Origin of the sequence: Nitrospirillum viridazoti CBAmc (assembly GCF_000730165.1) — a bacterium.
Classification (GTDB): domain Bacteria; phylum Pseudomonadota; class Alphaproteobacteria; order Azospirillales; family Azospirillaceae; genus Nitrospirillum; species Nitrospirillum viridazoti.
In genome coordinates this window covers 1,087,442-1,107,319 of record NZ_CP022110.1, presented here as the reverse complement: position 1 = coordinate 1,107,319, position 19,878 = coordinate 1,087,442, and the positions used below count along the sequence as shown (strand labels likewise).

Below are 19,878 nucleotides of genomic sequence, written 5' to 3'. Positions count from 1 at the left end.
TCGCTCTGGATACTGGCCGGAGTGATGCCTGGAACGGCCGGGGCGGTGGATGTGGCTGGGGCTGACGACGCCCTGGATGAGATCGTCATCACCGCCCACAAGCTGGGCATCGGCGAAACGCGGGCCAACAGCATCGTCGACGCAGAGGCCATCAAGGAACTGCCGCCCGGCCTGGATCCCCTGAAGATGATCAACCGGGTGCCCGGCGTGCTGGTGGGGTCCAGCGACGCCATGACCGGCAGCTTTTCCATGCGCCTCAGTATGCGCGGGCTGAACAAGGAGCAGATCGGCGTTTCCGTCGACGGCATCCCCAACGGCTCCACCCTGTCCAACGGCGGCACCATGCCGTCACGCCTGGTCGATGGCGGCAACCTGGAACGCATCTCCGTTTCCCAATCGGCGGGTGAAATCGGCACACCGTCCAACCAGGCCCTGGGCGGCTACATCGATTTCCAGAGCCGCGACCCCGCCGCCACCGCCGGCGGCGCGGCGGAGTTGTCGGGCGGCGATGTCGGCTACCGCCGCGCCTTCGCCCGCCTGGACACGGGCGAGATCGCACGCGGCCTGACGGCCTATGTCAGCTATTCGCATGAGCAGCTGAACACCTGGCCCGGCGCCCAATCGGGCGAGAGCAAGCGCGACCATGTCGATTTCAAGATGGTGAAGGAGTTCGACAACGGCGCCAAGGTGAAGGCCAGCTTCAGCTACAACAACCTGTCGGATAACGATTACGACGCCGTGGCCCTGCGCGCCGTCAGCGCGCCCTTCTACAAGGCGAACTTCGAGACCAATCCCAACACCGACGGCCTGACCGACGCCTGGACCGGCGACCCCAATATCGACCAGAACAACCGCAAGACACGCGGCATCGACAGCCGCGAATACTTCAGCCACATCGATATTTCGACACCCCTGACGGACACCATCTCCTTCTCCGTCAAGCCCTACTACCATCATGAGGAGGGGGCGGGCTGGTTCTATGTGCCCTACGTCCAGCTACCGGCCAACGGCCAGCTGTACAGCGCGGTGGCACCCGGCGGCAAGGCCACCGGCACGGTGCAGGAATGCTATGCCAACCAGTACGCCCACACCGCCAGCGGCGCCCTGATCCCGGTGGCGGCCGTCACCTACCCCGGCGGCACCAGCGCCGCGTCCTTGAAGGCCGCCGGCTGCCCGGCCGCCGCCAAATACCAGATGAACCCCGCCAGCCAATGGGGCGCCCGCGAAGCCTCCCGCCGCAAAGGCGGCTATGAGATGGATCGCGAGGGCGGCCTGAGCGAGCTGAAGGGCACCATCGGCGATAACCAGGAACTGCGCGCCGGCATCTGGGTGGAGCATATCGACCGCGCCAAGACCCGCAATTGGTACAAGGTCACCGATCCCAAGATCAGCGACGACTACAGCGACAGCGGCCTGTACTCCATCACCCAGGATCGCCACTACGCGTCCGACACGCACATGTATTACGGCCAGTACAAGCTGCGCTTCCTGGACAGCAAGGCGGAGGTGTCGGCCGGCCTGACCTACCAGGATTTCGATGAGACCTACCGCTCGCCCGTGGAGTTCGCCGGCACGCGGGAACTGAGCGTTCATTCCGACGTGCTGCCCAAGGTGGGCCTTCTGTACCACCTGACCGACAGCCTGGAACTGTTCGCCAGCGGGTCGCAGAATTTCAGCGCCCTGCCCGACAGCGTGTTCGAGGGCACCGCCGCCATCGACAGCAAGAAGGGCATCCAGCCTGAGACCTCCACCAACTACGACGTGGGCGCCCGCTGGGCCCTGGGCAATTTCGGCGTCTCCGTCCAGGGCTACTGGATCGATTACGACAATCGCATCTCCATCCAGAACGGCAACCCGGACGGCGACATCTTCAGCCGCGACGCCACCACCACCTTCCTGAACCAGGGCGGCATCACCTCACGCGGTGTGGAACTGACCGCCACCGCCCAGTTCGGCAGCGTCGACCTCTACGGCAACTACGCCTTCAACGACGCCTTCTACAAGGTCGCGACCCCGGCGGAGGGCATTGCCAAGGGCGATCCGGTGCTGGGCCAGCCGCGTCACAGCCTGTATGGCGAGGTGGGTTGGCGCCCCATCGACCCGCTGCGCCTGATGGTCAACGCCCGCTATGTCGGGCGGCAGGCCGGGACCTACGGCGCGGTGCAGAACACGGTGGTGGCCGGCGGCCCGGCCTATTACCCCCGGGAATACATGCCAGCCTATACCCTGGTGGGCCTGTCGGCGACCTATCGCCTGGATGACAGCTGGACGGGCCCGCTTCACGACACCGAGATCGCGGTGAACATCGACAACCTGTTCGACCAGCACTACCTGGCCGGCATCGGCATGGAACTGACCACCAGCAATCCGCTGACGTCCGGCCGCTATTTCCTGGGTAGCCCCCGCACCTTCGTCGTGACGCTGCGTACCAAGTACTGAGCCTGACACGTAAAGCCTGACCCGGCCCCGCCGTCACCGGCGGGGCCCTTCACCCCCAGGGGGCCCGATGTTCAACCGCCGTTCCCTGCTGGCCGCCACGGGCGCCACGCTGCTGACCCGCCTGGGACGGGCCGCCCCGGCGCCGCGTGTGGCCGGGGAACGCCTGACGCGCATCGCCTTCGGCTGCTGCGATCATCCGGAAATGGCGCAGGACATCTGGCCGGCCATCGCCGCGACCGACCCCGACCTGTTCCTGTTCCTGGGCGACACCGTCTATGCCGACGACGCCGTGACGGCCAAGGCGGGGATCATCCCGGCCCTGGCCGAGATGTACCAGCGGCTTGACGCCTCCCCCGAATTCCGGGCCTTCCGCGCCCAGGTGCCCATCGAGGCAACCTGGGACGACCACGATTATGGCGTCCATGACGGCGGCGCCGATTTTCCCGGGAAGGAGGCCACCCGCGCGCTGTTCCTGGACTTCTTCCAGGTGCCCGCGAACGACCCAAGGCGGACGCGCCCCGATGGCGTCTACCATGCGCTGGAACTGGGCCCGCCGGAGCGGCGCGTGCAGATCCTGTTGCTGGACCTGCGCTACAACCGCAGCCCCTTGCTGCGCCACGACGAGCCGGAACGCACGGCCAAGAGCGGCTTCGGCCCCTATCTGCCCAACCTGGATCCGGCGGCCACCATGCTGGGGCCCGCGCAATGGCGCTGGCTGGAGGCGCAGCTGCGGCGACCGGCCCAGGTTCGCCTGATCGGGTCCAGCGTCCCCTATGCCGCCGGCCACCGGGGCTATGAGGCCTGGACCAACTTTCCCCTGGAGCGCCAGCGCCTGGCCGACCTGATCGCAGGCACCGGCGCCGGCGGCGTCCTGTTCCTGAGCGGCGAGGTCCATTACGGCGAGATCAGCGTCCTGACGCGGGGCACGCCCTATCCCCTCTATGACGTCACCAGCAGCGGCCTGACCCACTTCTGGCCCCTGCCCGGCCCCAACCTCAACCGCCTGCCCGTCGGCACCGTGGCCCAGCGCAATTTCGGCATGATCCACATCCTGTGGGAGGCGCCGGAACCCCAGGTGGTGATGGAGGTGCGGACGGCCAATGGCGGCCTCGGCATCCAGCACGCGGTGGCCTTGGACAGCCTGCACTCCTGAAACACGCTTTTGCTATTTCCCAAGAAAGACGTTCATGACTGCGGTTCTGATTGACTGTGATCCCGGCATCGACGATGCCCTGGCCCTGGCCTTGGCGGTCGCCTCCCCCGAACTGGACGTGCGCGCGGTGACCTGCGTGGCCGGCAACCGGCCGGTGGCCGTCACCGCCGCCAACGCCCGACGCCTGCTGGACCTGTTCGGTCGGCCGGACATTCCCGTCCACGCCGGGGCCGCCCGGCCGTTGCTGTATCCCCAGGCCCGGACCAACCTGGTGCATGGCGAGGATGGGCTGGGCGGGGTGAGCCTGGGCGGCGATGCGCGGCCGGTAGCGGCCCCGGGGGTGGACCCGGGGGTGGCCCTGGAAGCGGCGGACCATGCGGCCGACGTCCTGGCCCACCTGCTGCTCTCGCCGCTGGGGGCGGACATGGTGATTGTGGCCATGGGACCGCTGACCAACCTGGCCCTGGTGGAGATACGGCATCCCGGCCTGCTGGCGCGGGCCCGCTCCATCCATATCATGGGCGGGGCCGCCCATTGCCCCGGCAATGTCACCCCGGCGGCGGAGTTCAATTTCTGGGCGGACCCGGCGGCCGCCCATGTGGTCATGACCGCAGGCGCCAGGCTGGAGGTCTTCCCGCTGGACGTGACCAGCCAGGCAGCGATGACCCCCGCCTGGCTGGCGTCCTTAGCCACCCAACCCAAGCGATCCGCCCAGGCCCTGGCCGCCATGCTGGCGGTGTACGGCGAACAGGACCCCCTACTGCACGACGCCTGTCCTGTGGCGGCCCTGCTGCGGCCCCAGCTGTTCAGCGGACAGGCCGGCCGGCTGGAGGTGGACTGGCGTCCGGGCCCCGACGAGGGGCGCAGCCACCTTCACCAGGAGGGCGAGGTCAACGCCGCGCTGTACACCGGGCTGGATACGGATGGCCTGCTGTCCCTGATGGCCGAGCGCCTGGCCCTGCTGCCATGAGAGCACCGGCGCTCGCCCTGATGCTGATGGTGATGGCGGGGTTGGCGCCAGCCGGCGCGCGGGCGGCGGAGGGCGGGTCGCCGCGCGTGGCCTTCTTCGTCAACGGGGCGCTGGGCGACAAGTCCTTCTTCGATTCCGCGGCCCGGGGCCTGCGCCAGGCGGAGGCCGACCTACACCTGGCCACCCGCACCATCGAGGGCGGCTACGACCCCACACGGTGGGAGAGCGGCCTGGTGGATCTGGCCGACAGCGGCGACTTCCCCATCATCGTGACCGGCACCTACACCATGGGGCCGCTGGTGCAGAAGGTGGCCCCCGACTATCCGGACGTCACCTTCATCCTGTTCGACGGCGTGGTCGACTACGCCCACTGCGCCTGCGGCAACGTCTATTCCATGCGCTTCCGCCAGAACGAGGGCGGCTATCTGGCCGGCGTGCTGGCGGCTGGCCTGGCGCGGGCGGGGACGATACCCGGGGCCGGAGAAATGGTGGGATTGGTGGGCGCCATGCCCATCCCCGTCATCAACGATTTCGCCGCCGGCTACGGGGCCGGGGCGCAGGACGCAGCACCCGGCATCACCGTGCTGCGCCAGTTCGCCAATTCCTTCTCCGACCCCGCGACGGGCAAGGAGATCGCCGAGGCCCAGTATGGCCAGGGAGCCGGCGTCATCTTCCAGGTGGCGGGGGCCACCGGCCAAGGCGTCATCGAGGCGGCCGAGGAAACCGGCCGCTACGTCATCGGCGTGGATTCCGACCAGGCGGCCCTCTACCGCGCGTCCAGCCCCCGCCGCGCCGCCCGCATCCTGACCTCCGTCATGAAGAATGTGGACGCCGCCATCCTGCGCGCCCTGCGGCTGTGGCAACAAGGCCGCCTGCCGCTGGGCCGGACGGAGTCCCTGGGCCTGAAAGAGGGTGCCATCGGCCTGGCGGACAATCCGGAGGCCGCCCTGACGGTGCCGCCCACCGTGCGTGCCGCGGTGGCGGCCGCGCGCCAGCGCATCATCGACGGCACCCTGACCGTGCCCACCGCCTTCGCAGGGGGACAGCCATGACCCCCGCTATCGCCCCACCCTTGTTGGCCATCGCCTTGGAGGATGTGGAGAAGCGCTACCCCAACGGCACCTTGGCCAACAGCGGTGTCAGCTTCACCGTGGCGGCCGGCGAGATCCACGCCCTGGTGGGTGAGAACGGCGCCGGCAAGTCCACGGTGATGAAGATGCTGTACGGGCTGGAGCGGCCGACGGCCGGCATCCTGCGCATTCATGGCCGGCCGGTGGACTTCCGCCACCCCGGCGACGCCATCGCCGCCGGGGTCGGCCTGGTCGCGCAGCACCTGAATCTGGTGCCGTCGCTGACGGTGGCGGAAAACGTGGTGCTGGGGCATGAGCCGCGCCGGGCTGGCGGCCGGCTGGACCGGGCGGCGGCGGCGGCCCGCGTCCGGGCGCTGGTGGAGCAATCCGGGCTGGCCGTGGACCCGGCGGCAACGGTGGCCAGCCTGCCGGTCGGCGTGCGCCAGCGGGTGGAAATCCTGAAGGTGCTGCACCGGGGCGCGCGCACCCTGTTGCTGGATGAGCCCACGGCCGTCCTGACCCCGCCGGAGACGGCAACCCTGTTCGCCACCCTGCGCCAACTGGCCGCCGCCGGTCGCACCATCCTGGTCATCACCCACAAGCTGGATGAGGTGAAGGCCCTGGCCGGCGGCGTGACCGTCCTGTGCCAGGGCCGCGTCACCGGCAGCGCCCGCATGGCGGAGTTGGATGAGGGCGCGCTGTCCCACCTGATGGTGGGCGGGGACCTGCCACCCCCGCCGCCCCGGCGCACAGCCCGCACCCGCCCAGCCCCGCGTGTCGTCGCCCGTGGCCTGGGCTATGTCGACGATGACGGGGCCATCCGGCTGCGCGACGTCGGCTTCGACGTGGCACCCGGCGAGATCCTGGGCATCGCCGGGGTGGAGGGCAACGGCCAGGACGTGCTGGCGCGCCTGCTGTCCGGCGCCGCCATCCCCGGCGCCGGCGACGCCCGCCTGGATGGCCGGGTCTTCACCGGCCTATCCCCCCGCGCCGTCCGCGCCCAGGGCGTGGCGGTGGTGACGGAGGACCGGCTGCATGACGGCGCCGCCCCGACACTCAGCATCCTCGACAATCTGCTGGCCACCCGCTACGCCCACCCACCCCTGTCGCAACGGGGCCTGATCGATCGCGGGACCGCGCGACGCTGGGCGCAGGCGGTGATCGACGGGTTCGGCGTGCGCGCGGCCGGGCCGCACCAGCCCATGGGCGCGCTGTCCGGCGGCAACATGCAGAAGCTGATCCTGGCGCGTGAGATCGCCGACGCCCCCGCCTTCCTGGTCGCCAGCCAGCCGACCCGGGGCGTGGATATCGCCGCCGCATCCGCCTTGCATTCCCGCCTGGCCGCGTTGCGGGATCAGGGTGCCGCCATCCTGCTGATTTCGGCTGACCTGGATGAACTGCTGGCCCTGTCGGACCGCATCGCCGTGCTGTACCGGGGGCGGATTGTCGCCCGGTTCGCGGCCGGGGCCGTCGACGCCCAGACCCTGGGCCTGCATATGACGGGGCTGGGGCCCTCGGTGGACGGGGGCGACCATGACGCCGTCGCGTGAAGGGGCCCGCATCGCCCTGGCCGTGGGTGCCGCCCTGGCCCTGGGCTTCGCCGTCATGGCCTGTGTCAGCGACCACCCCTGGGCCGCCTTCCGCGCGCTGCTGACCGGCCCCCTGCCCTCGATCGAGCGCGCCGCCGATGGCCGCATGGTGGTGCATCGGCTGGTGCGCTTCGGCGCCTGGCTGCAGGACGCCACCACCCTGACCCTGGTGGGGCTGGCCATCGCCATCCCCTTCCGCGCGCGGCAGTTCTCCTTGGGGGCTGACGGCCAGCTGTTCATGGGCGCGCTGGCGGCCGCGGCCGTCAGCCTGGGTCTGGGGGATACGCCGACCGCCCTGCCGCTCGCCTTCCTGGCGGCGGCGGCGGCCGGCGCAGGCTGGGGCCTGGTGGCAGGGCTGTTGAAAACCCGGTTCGAGGCCAATGAGATCGTGACCACCCTGATGCTAAACGTGGTGGCGGTGCAGGTTTACCGCCTGGTGGTGGGCCGGGTACTGAATGACCCCACTGCCGGCTTCATCACCACGCCCCCGCTGCCCGAGGCCGCGACCCTGGCGCCGTTGATCGCCCGCACCACCGTGACGGCCATGGTGCTGGTGGCGCCGGCGGCGGTGGCGGCGGCCCTGTTCCTGCTGCGGCGGACGACCCTGGGGTATGAGATCGACCTGGCCGGCGCCAACCCCTGGTTCGCGGTCCGTGCCGGGGTGCCAGTGGCCCGGGCCACGGCGCTGGCGTTCGCGCTGAGTGGCGCGTTCGCCGGATTGGCAGGTTTCCACGTGTCGAACGCCCTGCTGAAGCGTCTGCCCGTCGACCTCACCCCCGGTATCGGGCTGGAGGGCATCGTGGTGGCGCTGCTGGCGCGCGGGCGGGTGGGCGCCCTGCCCCTGGCAGCCCTGGGCTACGCCTACCTGCGGGTGGGCGCCCAGGCCATGGAGCGCGCCACCGATGTCCCGCGCGAGGTGGTTCTGGTCATCCAGGCGCTGATCATCCTGTTCGTGGTGTCGGACCGCCTGGCGCCCCTGGCCCTGGGGTTGATGCGCCGCGTCCGCACAAACCTCGGTGGGAGGGCGGCATGAGCCTGGACCTTATCGCGGCCGGCACCGTGGCCGCCGTGGTGGCGGCCGCCACCCTGCGCGCCGCCACCCCCATCATCTTCGCCAGCCTGGGCGGCCTGGTCTCCGAACTGGCCGGCTGCATCAACGTGGCGCTGGAGGGTGTGATGCTGGTGGCCGCCTTCGCCGGCGTCATCACCTCCGCCTATTCCGCCCTGTGGTTCCCGGACGCCCCCCTGTGGCTGCACCCGTGGCTGGGTTGTGCCGCCGGCCTGCTGGCCGGCACGGCGCTGGCGGGCCTGCTGGCCGTGTTCCATCTGGAGTTGGGGGCCGACCTGATCGTCGCCGGCATCGGACTGAACATCCTGGCCCAGGGATTGACGGTGCTGCTGATGGCCCACCTGACGGGCGACAAGGGTTCGACCGCCAGCCTGACCAGCTTCGCCCTGCCCAGTCTGCGCTGGCCTGGCATGGGCGGCGTGCCGGTGCTGGGCGTCCTGCTGAACGGGGACGGGAACGCCGGGCACAACGTGCTGGTCTACGGCGCCCTGGCCGCCACCGGCTGGGTCGCGTGGGCGCTGCGCCACACGGTCTTCGGCCTGCGCCTCAGGGCGGCGGGGGAAAACGCGGAGGCGGCGCTGGCCGCCGGTCTGCCGGTGAGGCGGCTGCGCTATGCCGGCCTGCTGCTGAGTGGCCTGCTGACCAGCGGCGGCGGCGTCTTCCTCGGCATGGGCTACCTGACGCTGTTCCAGGCCGACATGGCGGCGGGGCGGGGATACCTGGCCCTGGCCGCCGTGTTCCTGGGCGGCCGCCGGCCCCTGGGCACGGTGGCGGCGGCGCTGGTCTTCGGGGGCGCCACCGTCATGGCCGCCCGCCTGGGCCTGCTGGCCGTGCCGGCCGAGGTGGTTTTCATGATCCCGCCCCTGGTCACCATCGCCGCCCTGGTCCTGGTCAAGCAGCACCAACGCCTGGCCGCCCGTCGCCGCGCCGCGGCCGGCCGGGCCGCCCTTCTTTCCTCCTGACGGACATGACATCCATGATCACATCCTCCCTGCATAACCGGATCGCCGGTTCGCTGCTGCTGGCCGGCATGGGCGACGCGCTGGGCGCGCCTACCGAGCAATGGTCCATGGCCGAGATACTGGCCGCCCATGGCGGGCTGGTTACCGGTTTCGTGACGCCCACGGCCGACACCTTCGCCGGCGCCAACGCCGGCAAGAGGGCTGAGGTGACGGACGACGCCAGCCAGATGTACTACCTGGCCCGCGCCCTGGTGCGCGGCGGGGGCAGGCTGGACGCGGCCGGCTGGGTCGCCTGCCTGCTGGACTGGGCCGACACCTCGCCCAAGGCCGGCTTCATGGGGCCCAGCACGGTGGGCATCGTGGCGGCCCTGCGTGCCGGCACCGACCCGGCCCTGGTGGGGGTCATCGGCCAGTCGCGGCGCAAGATGACGACCATAGGCACCACCAATGGCGCCGCCATGCGGGTGGCGCCCGCCGGTCTGGTCCATCCTGGCGACCTGGACGCCGCCTGCGCCCAGGCGCTGGTGACCTGCCTGCCCTCGCACGACACCGATGTCGCCATCGCCGCCGCCTGCGCCATCGCCGCCGGCACGGCCCGGGCCCTGGTGACGGACGACATCGCCGACGTCATCATCGCCTGCATCGAGGGGGGACGCCAGGGCGCCACCCTGGCCGCCCGGCATGCCCGCGTGGGCCCCGGCCCCCGCTTTCAGGCGCGCCTGGACCTGGCGTTGGAGATCGCCGCGCGGGCCACGGATGACCTGACCTTTCTTGAGGCCTTGGACGCGCAGGTCGGCGCCTCGGTCCTGGCGGCGGAATCGGTGCCGGCGGCCATCGCCATCCTGGCCCACGCCAAGGGCGACCCGTTGCGCACCATCGCCCTGTCGGCCACCATCGGCAACGACACCGATTCCATCGCCACCATGGCGGGAGCGCTGGCCGGCGCCCTGTGCGGCGCCTCCGCCCTGCCGGCCGGCCTCACCGCCGAATTCAGGGCGGTGAACGCGGTGGACTACGACCTGGATGCCCTGGCGGCCGAGCTGGCCGCCATCGCCCAGCGGCGGCTGGCGGCATGACGGAGGCCGACACCTTGATGCCCCTGCCCGCCACGGCACGGGAGCGGGCGGACACCCCCACCGCCGTGGACAGGGCGCTAACCCGCTTGGCCGCACCAGTGCGGGACCTGGCGGCGGCGCTGACCACCCGGGGGATCGGCCGCCTGCTGGTGGCCGGGTCCGGCGACAGCCTGTCCGTCGGGCTGATGGCCACACCGGCTTTCGCCGCCTATGCCGGCATTCCCTGCCAGGCGGTCCAGGCCTTCGAACTGGCGCGATACGGCCACCCCGACCTGGGAGCCCATACCGCCGTGGCGGTGATCAGTTCCAGCGGGCGTCCGTCGCCGGCCCATGACGCCCTGGCCCGCGCCCGGGAGAGTGGCGCCCTGGTCATCGGCATCTGCGATCGGGAGGGCACGCCCTTCCTGGCCCCGCCGGTTTGGGGCCTGTGCCCCGGTGCCAGCAAGGACGGCATGCCCACGCAATCGACCACCGCCACGCTGGCCGTCCTGATCCTGCTGGCGCTGGAATGGGGCGAGGTGCTGCGGCGGCCGATGGCGGGCCCCCGCCGGGAGGTCGCCGCCCTGCCGGCCACCCTGGAGAGGGTCCTGCGATCCGACACCGCAATCCACGCCCTGGGCGCCACGCTGGCCACCCGGCGCCATCTGCACATCGTCGGCGCCGGCCCCAACACCGGCACCGCCCGCTGCATCGCCGACCTGCTGACGGCGGCGGCGGGGCTGGCGGCCCTACCCCATGCAGTGGAGGAGTTTCATCACGCCCTGCGCCTGCAGGCCCTGACCCCCACAGACCTGGTGCTGGTCCTGGCGCCCCCCGGCGCGCGCGCGGCGGACCACCTGGCTGAGACCGCCGCCGCCGCCCACGCGCGCGGTGCGGCGGCGGCGGTGCTGGGCGGGCCGGACTTCCCCATGCCCGGGATGGATGAGCCCATGACGCCCCTGCCGTTGCTGATGCAGGGTCAGGCGCTGGCGTTGGCCGCCGGTGACGCCGCCGCCCGGGCTGGCCGCTTCCGGATGATCGCCAGCACAGGGACCACCCGATGATCCCGCCCGGCGCCCGCCGCTTTGGCCTGCTGGCCTATGGCGACCCCAATATCGACCTGGTCTTCGCCGTGGACCGCGCGCCGGCGGCGGATGAGAAGGTCCTGGGCCGGCACCTGGGACGCCATGCCGGCGGCACGGCGGCCAATGTGGCCTGCGCCGCCGCCCGCCTGGGCCTGCCCACCGCAGCCTACGGCCGGGTCGGCCGCGATGATGGCGATGGCGACCACCTGGTGGCGGAATTCCAACGCTTCGGCGTCGCCCCGCAGTGGGTGCGGCGGGTGGCGGGGCCTTGTGCCACGGCGCTGATCCTGGTGCAGGGGGATGGGGAGAAGGCGCTGGTCTACGCGCCGCTGCCCGGCTGGCCGCTGGATACGGCCACCCTGGCCCCGGCCCTGGAACAGTCCCGCGTCGTCTACGCCATGCCGTACGACCTGGCGGAGTTCGAGGTCGTGAGCCGGTTGGCCCGCGCCGCCGGCACCCTGGTCGCCATCGATGTGGAGGCGGCGGTGGCCCCGGGCCCGGAACGGCTGGCGGCGCTGCTGCCCCTGAGCGACATCGTGTTCTTCAACGAAGGCGGGTTCCGCGCCGCGACCGGCCAGCCGCCGACGCCGGAGCATGCACGGGCGCTGCTGAACCAGGGGCCAGGGTTGGTGGTGGTGACCTTGGGCGCCCGGGGGGCCATCGCCGTGCGGGGTGAGGAGAGCGTGATCCAGCCCGCGTTCCCGGCACGTCTGGTGGACGCGACCGGAGCCGGCGACTGCTTCAACGCCGCCGTGCTGGCCCGCCTGCTCCACGGCGACAGCCTGGCCGACGCCCTGCGCTTCGCCGCCGCCGCCGCCAGCCTGGCCATCACCGCCATCGGTGCCCGGGCGGGCTTCCCCGACCATGCCGCTGTGGCCTCGGTATTGGATACTGCAGACCCGGAGCCGAACAACACCGGGCGGGTCCATGGCGGCATTTCCACCCCATGACGCCGGCGACACGCAGGCGATATGGTGGCATGGCCGGATCCCGGAGCCCACGCCCCATCGCTGGCCCCATTTGACGACACGAGACCGGGCATTGACACGAGCGTCTTATTTTCTGTCTTTGCTTTGATGGGTCACAAGGAAGCCGCCCTTGCACGTCGACGCCGTATTTGCCAGCGTTGATCACGGGCCGGGGGGCAGGTCCTTGCTGGTGGGATCCCAATGTTCGTCTGCCTTCCCATCCTTGAACCGCCACATGTCGAACCAGGTGGTCGTATAGGTTTTGGAGGGGTCCTTCGGCTCCTTCAGGACACGGCGGAGAACCACCGTCACCAGATCACCCTCCGCCAGCACGGCGACAACGGGGGTAGCCATCTTTTCCGGGACAGGCCGCGGCGTCCGCTTGAGCACCTTGGTGAAGAAGTCCACGACATGGTCGCGGCCGGAGGGAACCATGGGATTATGCTGATGATAGTCGGCCGTGAGCCAACGGTCGGCCTCTTCCCAGTGATTGGCTTCAAGCAAATCCTTCAGGATGTGGTAGGCAGCCTGCTTGTTGCGATTGAGGACTGGGTCCGGGCTGGTGAACAGCGCATCCACGTCCTCGGCAGCCATCACGGCCTCCTGCGCCTCGGCGACCCCGAGGAAGCCGCTTGCGGACAGAACAGTGCCGAGAAGCAGAACGGCCATATTCCGATGCATGAAGAGGTTCCCAAGCTCGATTATTGAAGGTTGACGAAAGCGCCACCGTCCACCAGCAGGGCAGCGCCGGTGACATAACGCGCCATGTCGCTGGCCAGAAAGACGATGGGGCCGGCCAAATCCTCCGGCACGCCCAGGCGGCCCAGCGGAATGCGTGCGGCCATGCGGGCGCGCTTCTCCGGATCGGCCAGGTCGTCCTGGTTGATGGCGGTCTGGATGGTGCCGGGCAGAACGGAATTGCAGCGAATGCCGTGGCGACCGAGCGCAATGGCGCAGGACTGCATCAGCGAATGCACGCCCGCTTTGGTGGGGGTGTAGTGGGTTTGATATTCGCCCCCGACCAGCGCGCTGATGGAACTGACGGCGATGATGGCCCCACCCCGCCCCTGTTCCACCATGCGCTGGGCTGCGGCCTGCACCATGAAATAGGCGCCATGCAGATTGACCCGCATGGTGCGTTCCAAGACATCCACCGGCATGTCCAGAAAGGCGTGGAAGGGGCAGATGCCGGCGTTGCTGACGAAGACGTCGACGCCCCCAAGCGCCGCCACCGCCGCCTGGACGAAGGCGGGAGCCGCCTCCGGATCGGCCACGTCGGAGCGCACGGCGATGGCGCGGCGGCCCAGGGCGGTGATGGCGGCCACCACCTCCGCCGCCTCTCCCTCATCCCCCAGGTAATTGATAGCGACATCGGCACCGGCACGGGCACAGTCGATGGCGGCGGCCCGCCCGATCCCCTGCGACCCGCCGGTGATCAGGACCGTCTTCCCTTGAAGCAGCATGGCTTCTCCTTCTCTGGACGTGAAGCCGCCCTAGGCCTTGGATTTACGCGGCCGGCGCTGGCCCACCCGCTCGCTCCACCCCAATTCGCGGCTGATATCCTGCGCCACGCCCATGACCTGGGCGGTCAGCCCCTCCATGCGGGCGTCGCTCATGTATTGGGCGGCGCTGGAGACGCTGATGGCGGCCACAATCTCGCCACCCGCCCCCCGGATGGGGGCGGCGACGCAGCGGATCTGGTCCTCGTTCTCCTCCAGGTCGAAGGCGTAGCCCTTGCCGGCATAGGCGCGCATGCGCTCCAGCCAGATGGCCAAGCCGACGCTGGAGCCTTGCGCCTCGTAGAATTCGCGCCAGGCGGCCTCGTCATGGTCCAGGATCAAGGCCTTCCCCAAGCCCGTGGAGGCGATGGGGTGGCGTTCCCCCACGCGCGACCCGATCACAACCCGGCGCCGGCCCGGCACCTTGTCCAGGTACAACGCCTGGAAGCCGTCCAGGATGCCCAGGTGGACCGTGTCCTCCGTCGCGGCCGCCAAGCTTTCCAGGTGGGGCCGCGCCAGGCTGGGCAGGTGCATCTGCTGCTGTGCCAGCCAGCCCAGTTCCAGCAGCTTGGGCCCCAGGCTGTAGCCACCGCGCGCCACGAAGGTAAGGTAGCCCCGCTCCACCAGGGCAGAAGCCAGGCGATGGGTGGTGGACTTGGTCAGGCCCAGGCGCTCCGACAACGCCGGCAGGGCGATGCTCCCCTCCGCCACCACGTCGATGACGTCCAGCCCACGGAACAGGGTTTGGCTGCCGGACGGCGCTCCCTTGATCTCATCATCGGGGTCCATGTCGCTGGATTTCCTAGGTTGTGCCATATTCACGGTTCCAGTATCGCATAATGGAATTTCTTTCAAGGCCTGGCCCGAACGATGGACAGGCTGGCCGCCAATTCCAGATTCATCCCGGAATCTGAAGCATATCTTCGCCACTCACGGTCGCACGCCCCGCCTAGCATAGGCGGTAAATGTACGCGCAACATCAAAAAACTAGGGGAAGTCGCATCACGGTGGGCCGATGCCAACTATTCACCGTCGGGTCATGGCGTCCCTGCCCTCGGCCCGCCATCAGACCGACGGGCATTAATTTCATATTATGTCAGTACGCTGCATAATATGGTTTGACTCCCCCTGCCGAGGGCGATAGCATTCCGGCACATAATGAATAAGACAGGGACAGAACGCTTAAGCGCCTCAAGAACTTGGGGCTTTCGGCGCGTGCCGGTCACGCGCACCGCAACTCACATCACCACTATGCGGGTGGCAGCCCAACCGGCCTTCCCCATCGGGATCGCCGGCGATGGGGACCGCTTGTCCAGCCCGCGACACGAACGACAACGAAAATACAAAGGGAGACGCTCAAATGGGACACCGCTGTCACCTACCATGCCGACCGGCCGCCACACCACTGGCCGCGCCCTTGGCCAAGCCCTTGGCCGCGGCGCTGGCCCTGCTGCTGGGCACCGCCAGCGTCCCGGCCCTGGCCCAGGTGGCCCCCGCGACCGCCCAGGGCGGGACGGCGGCCGACACGGGCGAGCCGCTTGAGGAAATCATCGTCACCGGCACCAGCATCCGTGGCATCCAGGCCCCGTCCTCCGCCGTCAGCACGGTGACGCGCGACGACATCGTCGCCACCGGATCGACCACGGCGACGGAACTGCTGCGCTCCCTTCCGCAGGTGGGCAACTTCAATTCCACCGGCAGCAACACCGGCTTCGGCCAAGCCAACTTCGTCGACCAGCCCGCCATCCACGGCGTGGGCGTGGGCAATGGCGGCGGCGGCCTGACCCTGGTGCTGTTCGACGGCCTGCGCCTGCCCGGCGCCGGCATCAACCAGACGGCCCCCGACCCGTCGGCCATCCCCGTCTCCGCCCTGGAACGGGTGGAGGTCATCGCTGACGGCGCCTCCTCCATCTATGGGTCGGACGCGGTGGCCGGCGTCATCAACTTCATCCCCCGCCGCAACTACGACGGGGCCGAGACCCACCTGCAGGCGGGCTTCGGCAATTCCTACGACACGCAGAACTTCAGCCAGCTGTTCGGCAAGACCTGGGATGGCGGCTCCATCCTGCTGGACTATGAGCATTCCGGGAATTCGGAGCTGAAGCCCAGCAGCCGCTCCTACATGTCGGACAACGCCACGTCCAAGGGCTGGGGCGACAACCGGGTGCAGAACTGCCCCGTCGCCAACGTCACGGCCGGCGGCGTCACCTACGGCCTGACGGCCACCGGCGCCCTGAAGGCGGGCCAGCCCAACAAGTGCGAAGGCCGGCTGGATGACGACCTCTACCCCGACCAGCATCGCGACCAGGGCCTGATCTCCATCCGCCAGGCCATCACCGACGGCATCGAGCTGTTCGCCAACGAGATCTATAGCCGGCGCGTCATGACCACGCGCATGAGTTCCACCTCCGCCCAGGCCTCGCCCAACAACAGCGGCTTCTCCGTCACCGTTCCTGGCAGCAGCCCGTACTATGTCGCTGTCCCCGGCCTGGGCGGTGGGAATGAGACGGTCACCTACTACCCCGGCGGCTCCTTCCTGAACCACACCACCACCAGCACCCAGGTGGCCAATGTCGGTGCCGACATCGACCTGACCCACGGCTGGCAGGGCAAGGTGGTGGGCAACTTCGGGTTCGAGCGCGACGACGTGCGCCAGAACGGCCTGAACCAGACCCTGGCCACCGACCTGGCCGCCGCCGGCACCCTGAACCCCACCGGCATCGGTGCCGCCAACAGCCCCGCCGTGACCAGCGCCCTGCGCGACTATCAGACCCGCTACAGTGGCGAGCAGTTCCTGGAAGAAGGGCTGTTCAAGGCGGACGGCCCCCTGTTCGACCTGCCCGGCGGCACCATCAAGGCGGCCGTGGGCGCCGACATCCGGCATGAGCGCTTCGCCGCCAGCAACAGCGTGGGCCCGACCAATCCCGCCAGCTGGCTGACCGCCAGCGAAGCCGCCGTCTCCTCCTTCTCCTCCATCGGGGAACGGGACGTGAAGTCGGTGTTCGGCGAATTGTCGGTGCCCATCGTGGGCGAGGACAACGCCGTGCCCGGCATCCGCGCCGTCAACCTGTCTCTGGCCACCCGCTACGACAGCTACAGCGACGTGGGCGACACCACCAATCCCAAGGTGGGCCTGACCTACACCCCCTTCGACGGCCTGACCCTGCGCGGCAGCTTCGGTTCCAGCTTCCACGCGCCCAGCCTGGCGGACGCCGGCACCGCCATCGACACCCGGGCCATCCGCTTCAGCGACTTCGTCAGCTTCGACCCCAACAAGTATTCGATCATCCTGGCGGGCGGCAACAAGCTGAAGCCGGAAACCGCGGACACCTATTCCGCCGGCTTCGACTACAAGCCCAAGGAACTGCCAGGCCTGAAGGTCAGCTCCAGCTATTTCCGCATCGACTATTACAACGTCATCACCTTCCCCACCTTCAACCCCGTCACCCAGCCGCAGAACCCGGTGTATGACGCCTATCGCGTTTACAATCCGACGCTGGCCCAGGCCCTGGCGCTGACCAACGGCTTCCGCCACGACGGCAACTTCGACCTGTCGGCGCAGCTGCCCACCGCCATCTACGACCTGCGGCGCCAGAACTTCGCCGACGAGTTCATCCAGGGTGTCGACTTCGACATCAGCTATGGCTGGGACGCCGGCCGGGTGGGCGCCTTCACCGCCGGCCTCGCCGGCACCTGGCTGTGGCAGTTCGATCAGAAGGTGAAGGGCGCCACATCCATCAACACCCTGCTGAACACCGACTACGCCATCGACTTCAAGGCCCGCGCCAGCCTGATGTGGACGCTGGACGCCTACACCGCCGGTGTCTTCGTGAACTACACCAACGGCTACAGCAACGCCAGCACGGGCGGCCTGGGGGTCCAGAAGGTGGACAGCTTCACCACCGCCGACCTGCACCTGGCCTGGAACGTCCCCGGCCAAGGCATGATGGGCGGCATCCAGGCGACGCTGGACGTGAACAACGTCTTCGATACCGACCCGCCTTATTACTACAACACCAACGGCATCTCCGGTGTCGACCTGACCGCCGCGTCCCCCCTGGGCCGCGTCATCTCCATCGGCCTGACCAAGAAGTGGTGAGGCCGATCGCCGGGTGGGGCGCCCCCGCCCCGCCCGGCATCTGGTACCCGTACGGTCTTATCTCCGTATTACTCCTTCCTCCCCTGGCAGGTGTCGCGGCCGATGGTGCGAACGATCCTCCGCGGCACCTGCACTTTTCCTTTCCACCCGGGGCCGGGCATTGCCACCCTCTGGATCCCATAGAATCAAAAGCCTGCTAGGGAGCGCGCGCCGAACCATGAATCGCCGGGAAATGCTGTTGGTGGTGGGGGGCGCCGCCGTGGCGGCCGCCGCCTCTTCCGTGGTGGCGCCCAAGGCCGCCCAGGCCCAACCTAAGGAGTTCGAGCCCGCCGTAGCCGGCGAGCCCAACGCCGCCTGGGGTGCCAAGGCCGACGCGCTGACGCCGGCGCTGACCGAGACGGCCCAGCCGCCGCTGGCCGTGGTGCGCGCCGTCGCCGATCCTGCCGCCCCCTTGCGCTGGCGCATGGAGCCGGAGGGCGACAGCCTGGCCGGCCGCACCTTCAAGAAGGGCGATAGCTTCATCCTGGACTTCGGCGGGCACCGCACCGGCCACCTGGCCTTCCGCCTGGAAACCGTTGGGCGCGAGCCCGATGCCCCCGCCCGTCTGCGCCTGACCTTCGGCGAGGTGCCCAGCGACGTGGCAGAGCCGCTGTATCCCTACAACGGCATGTTGAGCAGCGCCTGGCTACCCGATGAAATCGTCAACATTGACTATTTGCCCCAGGCCGTGCAGTTGCCCCGCCGTTACGCCTTCCGCTATGTGAAGGTGGAGGTCATCGACACTTCCTCCGGCTTCAGCATCCGGTTCGAGGATGTGAAGGCGATCGGCCTGACCTCCGCCAAGGCGGCACCGGCGCCGCTGCCGCCCAAATATTCCGACCTGGCGCGCCGCATCGACGCCGTGGCCCTGGCCACCCTGCGCGACTGCATGCAGACGACGTTCGAGGATGGCCCCCGCCGCGACCAGCGCCTGTGGGTGGGCGACCTGCGGCTGCAGGCCCTGGCCAATTACGCCACCTTCAAGCAGAACGATTTGGTGAAGCGCTGCCTCTACCTGTTCGCGGCCTACCGCCGGCAGGACGGGCTGGTCGCGGCCTGCGTTTATGAGAAGCCCAAGGCGCGCTACGGCGGCATTCACATCGTCGACTACGCCGCCCTGTTCAACGTCGCCCTGGCCGATTACCTGGAGGCCACGGGCGATGAGGCGACGGCGCGGGAGCTGTGGCCCGTTGCCAAGCGCCAGCTGGAGATCATCGGCCAGCGCATCAACACCGACGGCCGCTATGTCGACCCCGGCAACGTCTGGATCTTCATCGACTGGGCGCCTGACCTGCATAAGGACGCAGCCGTCCAGGGCCTGCTGGTCTTCGCCCACAAGCGCACGCTGGATCTGGCGCGCAAACTGGGCGTACAGGCGGAGGTGGCGGACTACCCCGCCCTGATCGAGCGCATGACCAAAGCCGCCCGCGGCTATTGGGACGCATCGGCCAAGGCCTTCGTCAGCGGGCCTAACCGCCAGGTGTCCTGGGCCTCGCAGGCCTGGATGGCCATCGGCGGCGTGATGCCGGCCAGGGACTGCGCCACCGCGCTGAAGACCGCGTTCAGCCGCGCCGACGCGGTCAAGCCGGTGACCCCCTACCTCTACCATTACATGGTGGAGGCCATGCTGGACAGCGGTCTGGACAAGGAGGCCAAGGCCCTCGTGGAAAGCTATTGGGGTGGCATGGTCAAGGCAGGCGCCGACACCTTCTGGGAGGTCTATGACCCGGCCAAGCCGCTGAGCTCCCCCTACGGCGACATCCACATCAACAGCTACTGCCACGCCTGGAGCTGCACGCCCACCTACTTCTACCGCGCCCGCGGCATGGTGGCCTAAGCCCCATCCCGACGTCCTTCGATCATGCCTAGGAGCAGCGTTCA

15 protein-coding genes are annotated in these 19,878 nt (G+C 69.4%); 12 read left to right on the top strand and 3 right to left on the bottom strand.

Annotated elements, in window-relative coordinates; all coding sequences use genetic code 11:
* Window positions 1-24: 24 nt before the first annotated feature.
* The 10 genes from Y958_RS05120 to Y958_RS05075 all read left to right on the top strand — a co-directional run bounded on the left by Y958_RS05120 (window position 25) and on the right by Y958_RS05075 (window position 12,342).
* Window positions 25-2,439 carry a TonB-dependent receptor domain-containing protein gene (locus Y958_RS05120; RefSeq protein ID WP_244909417.1) on the top strand — a complete coding sequence of 805 codons (2,415 nt, stop codon included), beginning with the start codon at window positions 25-27 and terminating at the stop codon, window positions 2,437-2,439.
* A 67-nt stretch (window positions 2,440-2,506) separates the two neighbouring features.
* The gene (locus Y958_RS05115; RefSeq protein WP_088871153.1) at window positions 2,507-3,592 is read left to right on the top strand and encodes an alkaline phosphatase D family protein; all 1,086 of its coding nucleotides are present in this window, start codon (window positions 2,507-2,509) and stop codon (window positions 3,590-3,592) included.
* 34 nt (window positions 3,593-3,626) lie between these two features.
* Window positions 3,627-4,562, top strand: coding sequence for a nucleoside hydrolase (locus Y958_RS05110; RefSeq protein ID WP_186291268.1), 936 nt, complete (start codon window positions 3,627-3,629; stop codon window positions 4,560-4,562).
* Window positions 4,559-5,614, top strand: coding sequence for a BMP family lipoprotein (locus Y958_RS05105; protein ID WP_088871151.1), 1,056 nt, complete (start codon window positions 4,559-4,561; stop codon window positions 5,612-5,614). Before Y958_RS05110 ends, Y958_RS05105 begins: the two co-directional genes overlap by 4 nt.
* Window positions 5,611-7,182, top strand: coding sequence for an ABC transporter ATP-binding protein (locus Y958_RS05100; protein ID WP_088871150.1), 1,572 nt, complete (start codon window positions 5,611-5,613; stop codon window positions 7,180-7,182). Before Y958_RS05105 ends, Y958_RS05100 begins: the two co-directional genes overlap by 4 nt.
* Window positions 7,166-8,254: an ABC transporter permease gene (locus tag Y958_RS05095; protein WP_088871149.1), complete on the top strand. Its 1,089-nt coding sequence runs from the start codon at window positions 7,166-7,168 to the stop codon at window positions 8,252-8,254. The genes Y958_RS05100 and Y958_RS05095 overlap by 17 nt, the downstream gene beginning before the upstream one ends.
* Window positions 8,251-9,252: an ABC transporter permease gene (locus Y958_RS05090; protein ID WP_145727976.1), complete on the top strand. Its 1,002-nt coding sequence runs from the start codon at window positions 8,251-8,253 to the stop codon at window positions 9,250-9,252. Before Y958_RS05095 ends, Y958_RS05090 begins: the two co-directional genes overlap by 4 nt.
* Window positions 9,253-9,266: 14 nt before the next feature.
* On the top strand, window positions 9,267-10,328 hold the full coding sequence (locus tag Y958_RS05085; RefSeq protein WP_088872488.1) for an ADP-ribosylglycohydrolase family protein: 1,062 nt from the start codon (window positions 9,267-9,269) through the stop codon (window positions 10,326-10,328).
* Complete coding sequence (locus Y958_RS05080) at window positions 10,325-11,371, top strand: SIS domain-containing protein (protein ID WP_088871148.1); 1,047 nt, start codon at window positions 10,325-10,327, stop codon at window positions 11,369-11,371. The genes Y958_RS05085 and Y958_RS05080 overlap by 4 nt, the downstream gene beginning before the upstream one ends.
* Entirely contained in the window at window positions 11,368-12,342 is a 975-nt protein-coding gene (locus tag Y958_RS05075; protein WP_088871147.1) for a carbohydrate kinase family protein, read from the top strand. Before Y958_RS05080 ends, Y958_RS05075 begins: the two co-directional genes overlap by 4 nt.
* Window positions 12,343-12,522: 180 nt before the next feature.
* Here Y958_RS05075 and Y958_RS05070 read toward each other — a convergent pair whose 3' ends face one another.
* The 3 genes from Y958_RS05070 to Y958_RS32725 are packed head-to-tail and all read right to left on the bottom strand — an operon-like array spanning window position 12,523 to window position 14,648.
* Window positions 12,523-13,041 carry a nuclear transport factor 2 family protein gene (locus tag Y958_RS05070; protein WP_211098535.1) on the bottom strand — a complete coding sequence of 173 codons (519 nt, stop codon included), beginning with the start codon at window positions 13,039-13,041 and terminating at the stop codon, window positions 12,523-12,525.
* A gap of 20 nt (window positions 13,042-13,061) precedes the next feature.
* Window positions 13,062-13,823 carry an L-rhamnose 1-dehydrogenase Lra1 gene (lra1, locus tag Y958_RS05065; RefSeq protein WP_088871145.1) on the bottom strand — a complete coding sequence of 254 codons (762 nt, stop codon included), beginning with the start codon at window positions 13,821-13,823 and terminating at the stop codon, window positions 13,062-13,064.
* 30 nt (window positions 13,824-13,853) lie between these two features.
* Window positions 13,854-14,648, bottom strand: a complete 795-nt coding sequence (locus Y958_RS32725) for an IclR family transcriptional regulator (protein WP_211098534.1) — start codon at window positions 14,646-14,648, stop codon at window positions 13,854-13,856.
* 628 nt (window positions 14,649-15,276) lie between these two features.
* Between Y958_RS32725 and Y958_RS05055 the strand changes: the two genes are divergently transcribed.
* Entirely contained in the window at window positions 15,277-17,958 is a 2,682-nt protein-coding gene (locus Y958_RS05055; RefSeq protein WP_186291267.1) for a TonB-dependent receptor plug domain-containing protein, read from the top strand.
* A 217-nt stretch (window positions 17,959-18,175) separates the two neighbouring features.
* Window positions 18,176-19,834 (top strand): alpha-L-rhamnosidase-related protein, encoded by a 1,659-nt coding sequence (locus Y958_RS05050; protein ID WP_244909379.1) that lies wholly within the window; start codon window positions 18,176-18,178, stop codon window positions 19,832-19,834.
* The last annotated feature ends 44 nt before the right edge of the window (window positions 19,835-19,878 follow it).

Excerpts from the sequence above, each read along its gene's own strand:
- Y958_RS05105 (WP_088871151.1), top strand. The coding sequence starts at position 4,559 with ATGAGAGCACCGGCGCTCGCCCTGATGCTGATGGTGATGGCGGGGTTG.
- Y958_RS05070 (WP_211098535.1), bottom strand. The coding sequence starts at position 13,041 with ATGCATCGGAATATGGCCGTTCTGCTTCTCGGCACTGTTCTGTCCGCA.
- Y958_RS05085 (WP_088872488.1), top strand. The coding sequence starts at position 9,267 with ATGATCACATCCTCCCTGCATAACCGGATCGCCGGTTCGCTGCTGCTG.
- Y958_RS32725 (WP_211098534.1), bottom strand. The coding sequence starts at position 14,648 with ATGGACCCCGATGATGAGATCAAGGGAGCGCCGTCCGGCAGCCAAACC.
- Y958_RS05100 (WP_088871150.1), top strand. The coding sequence starts at position 5,611 with ATGACCCCCGCTATCGCCCCACCCTTGTTGGCCATCGCCTTGGAGGAT.
- Y958_RS05115 (WP_088871153.1), top strand. The coding sequence starts at position 2,507 with ATGTTCAACCGCCGTTCCCTGCTGGCCGCCACGGGCGCCACGCTGCTG.
- Y958_RS05120 (WP_244909417.1), top strand. The coding sequence starts at position 25 with ATGCCTGGAACGGCCGGGGCGGTGGATGTGGCTGGGGCTGACGACGCC.
- Y958_RS05095 (WP_088871149.1), top strand. The coding sequence starts at position 7,166 with ATGACGCCGTCGCGTGAAGGGGCCCGCATCGCCCTGGCCGTGGGTGCC.
- Y958_RS05080 (WP_088871148.1), top strand. The coding sequence starts at position 10,325 with ATGACGGAGGCCGACACCTTGATGCCCCTGCCCGCCACGGCACGGGAG.
- Y958_RS05075 (WP_088871147.1), top strand. The coding sequence starts at position 11,368 with ATGATCCCGCCCGGCGCCCGCCGCTTTGGCCTGCTGGCCTATGGCGAC.
- Y958_RS05090 (WP_145727976.1), top strand. The coding sequence starts at position 8,251 with ATGAGCCTGGACCTTATCGCGGCCGGCACCGTGGCCGCCGTGGTGGCG.
- Y958_RS05110 (WP_186291268.1), top strand. The coding sequence starts at position 3,627 with ATGACTGCGGTTCTGATTGACTGTGATCCCGGCATCGACGATGCCCTG.
- Y958_RS05050 (WP_244909379.1), top strand. The coding sequence starts at position 18,176 with ATGAATCGCCGGGAAATGCTGTTGGTGGTGGGGGGCGCCGCCGTGGCG.
- lra1 (WP_088871145.1), bottom strand. The coding sequence starts at position 13,823 with ATGCTGCTTCAAGGGAAGACGGTCCTGATCACCGGCGGGTCGCAGGGG.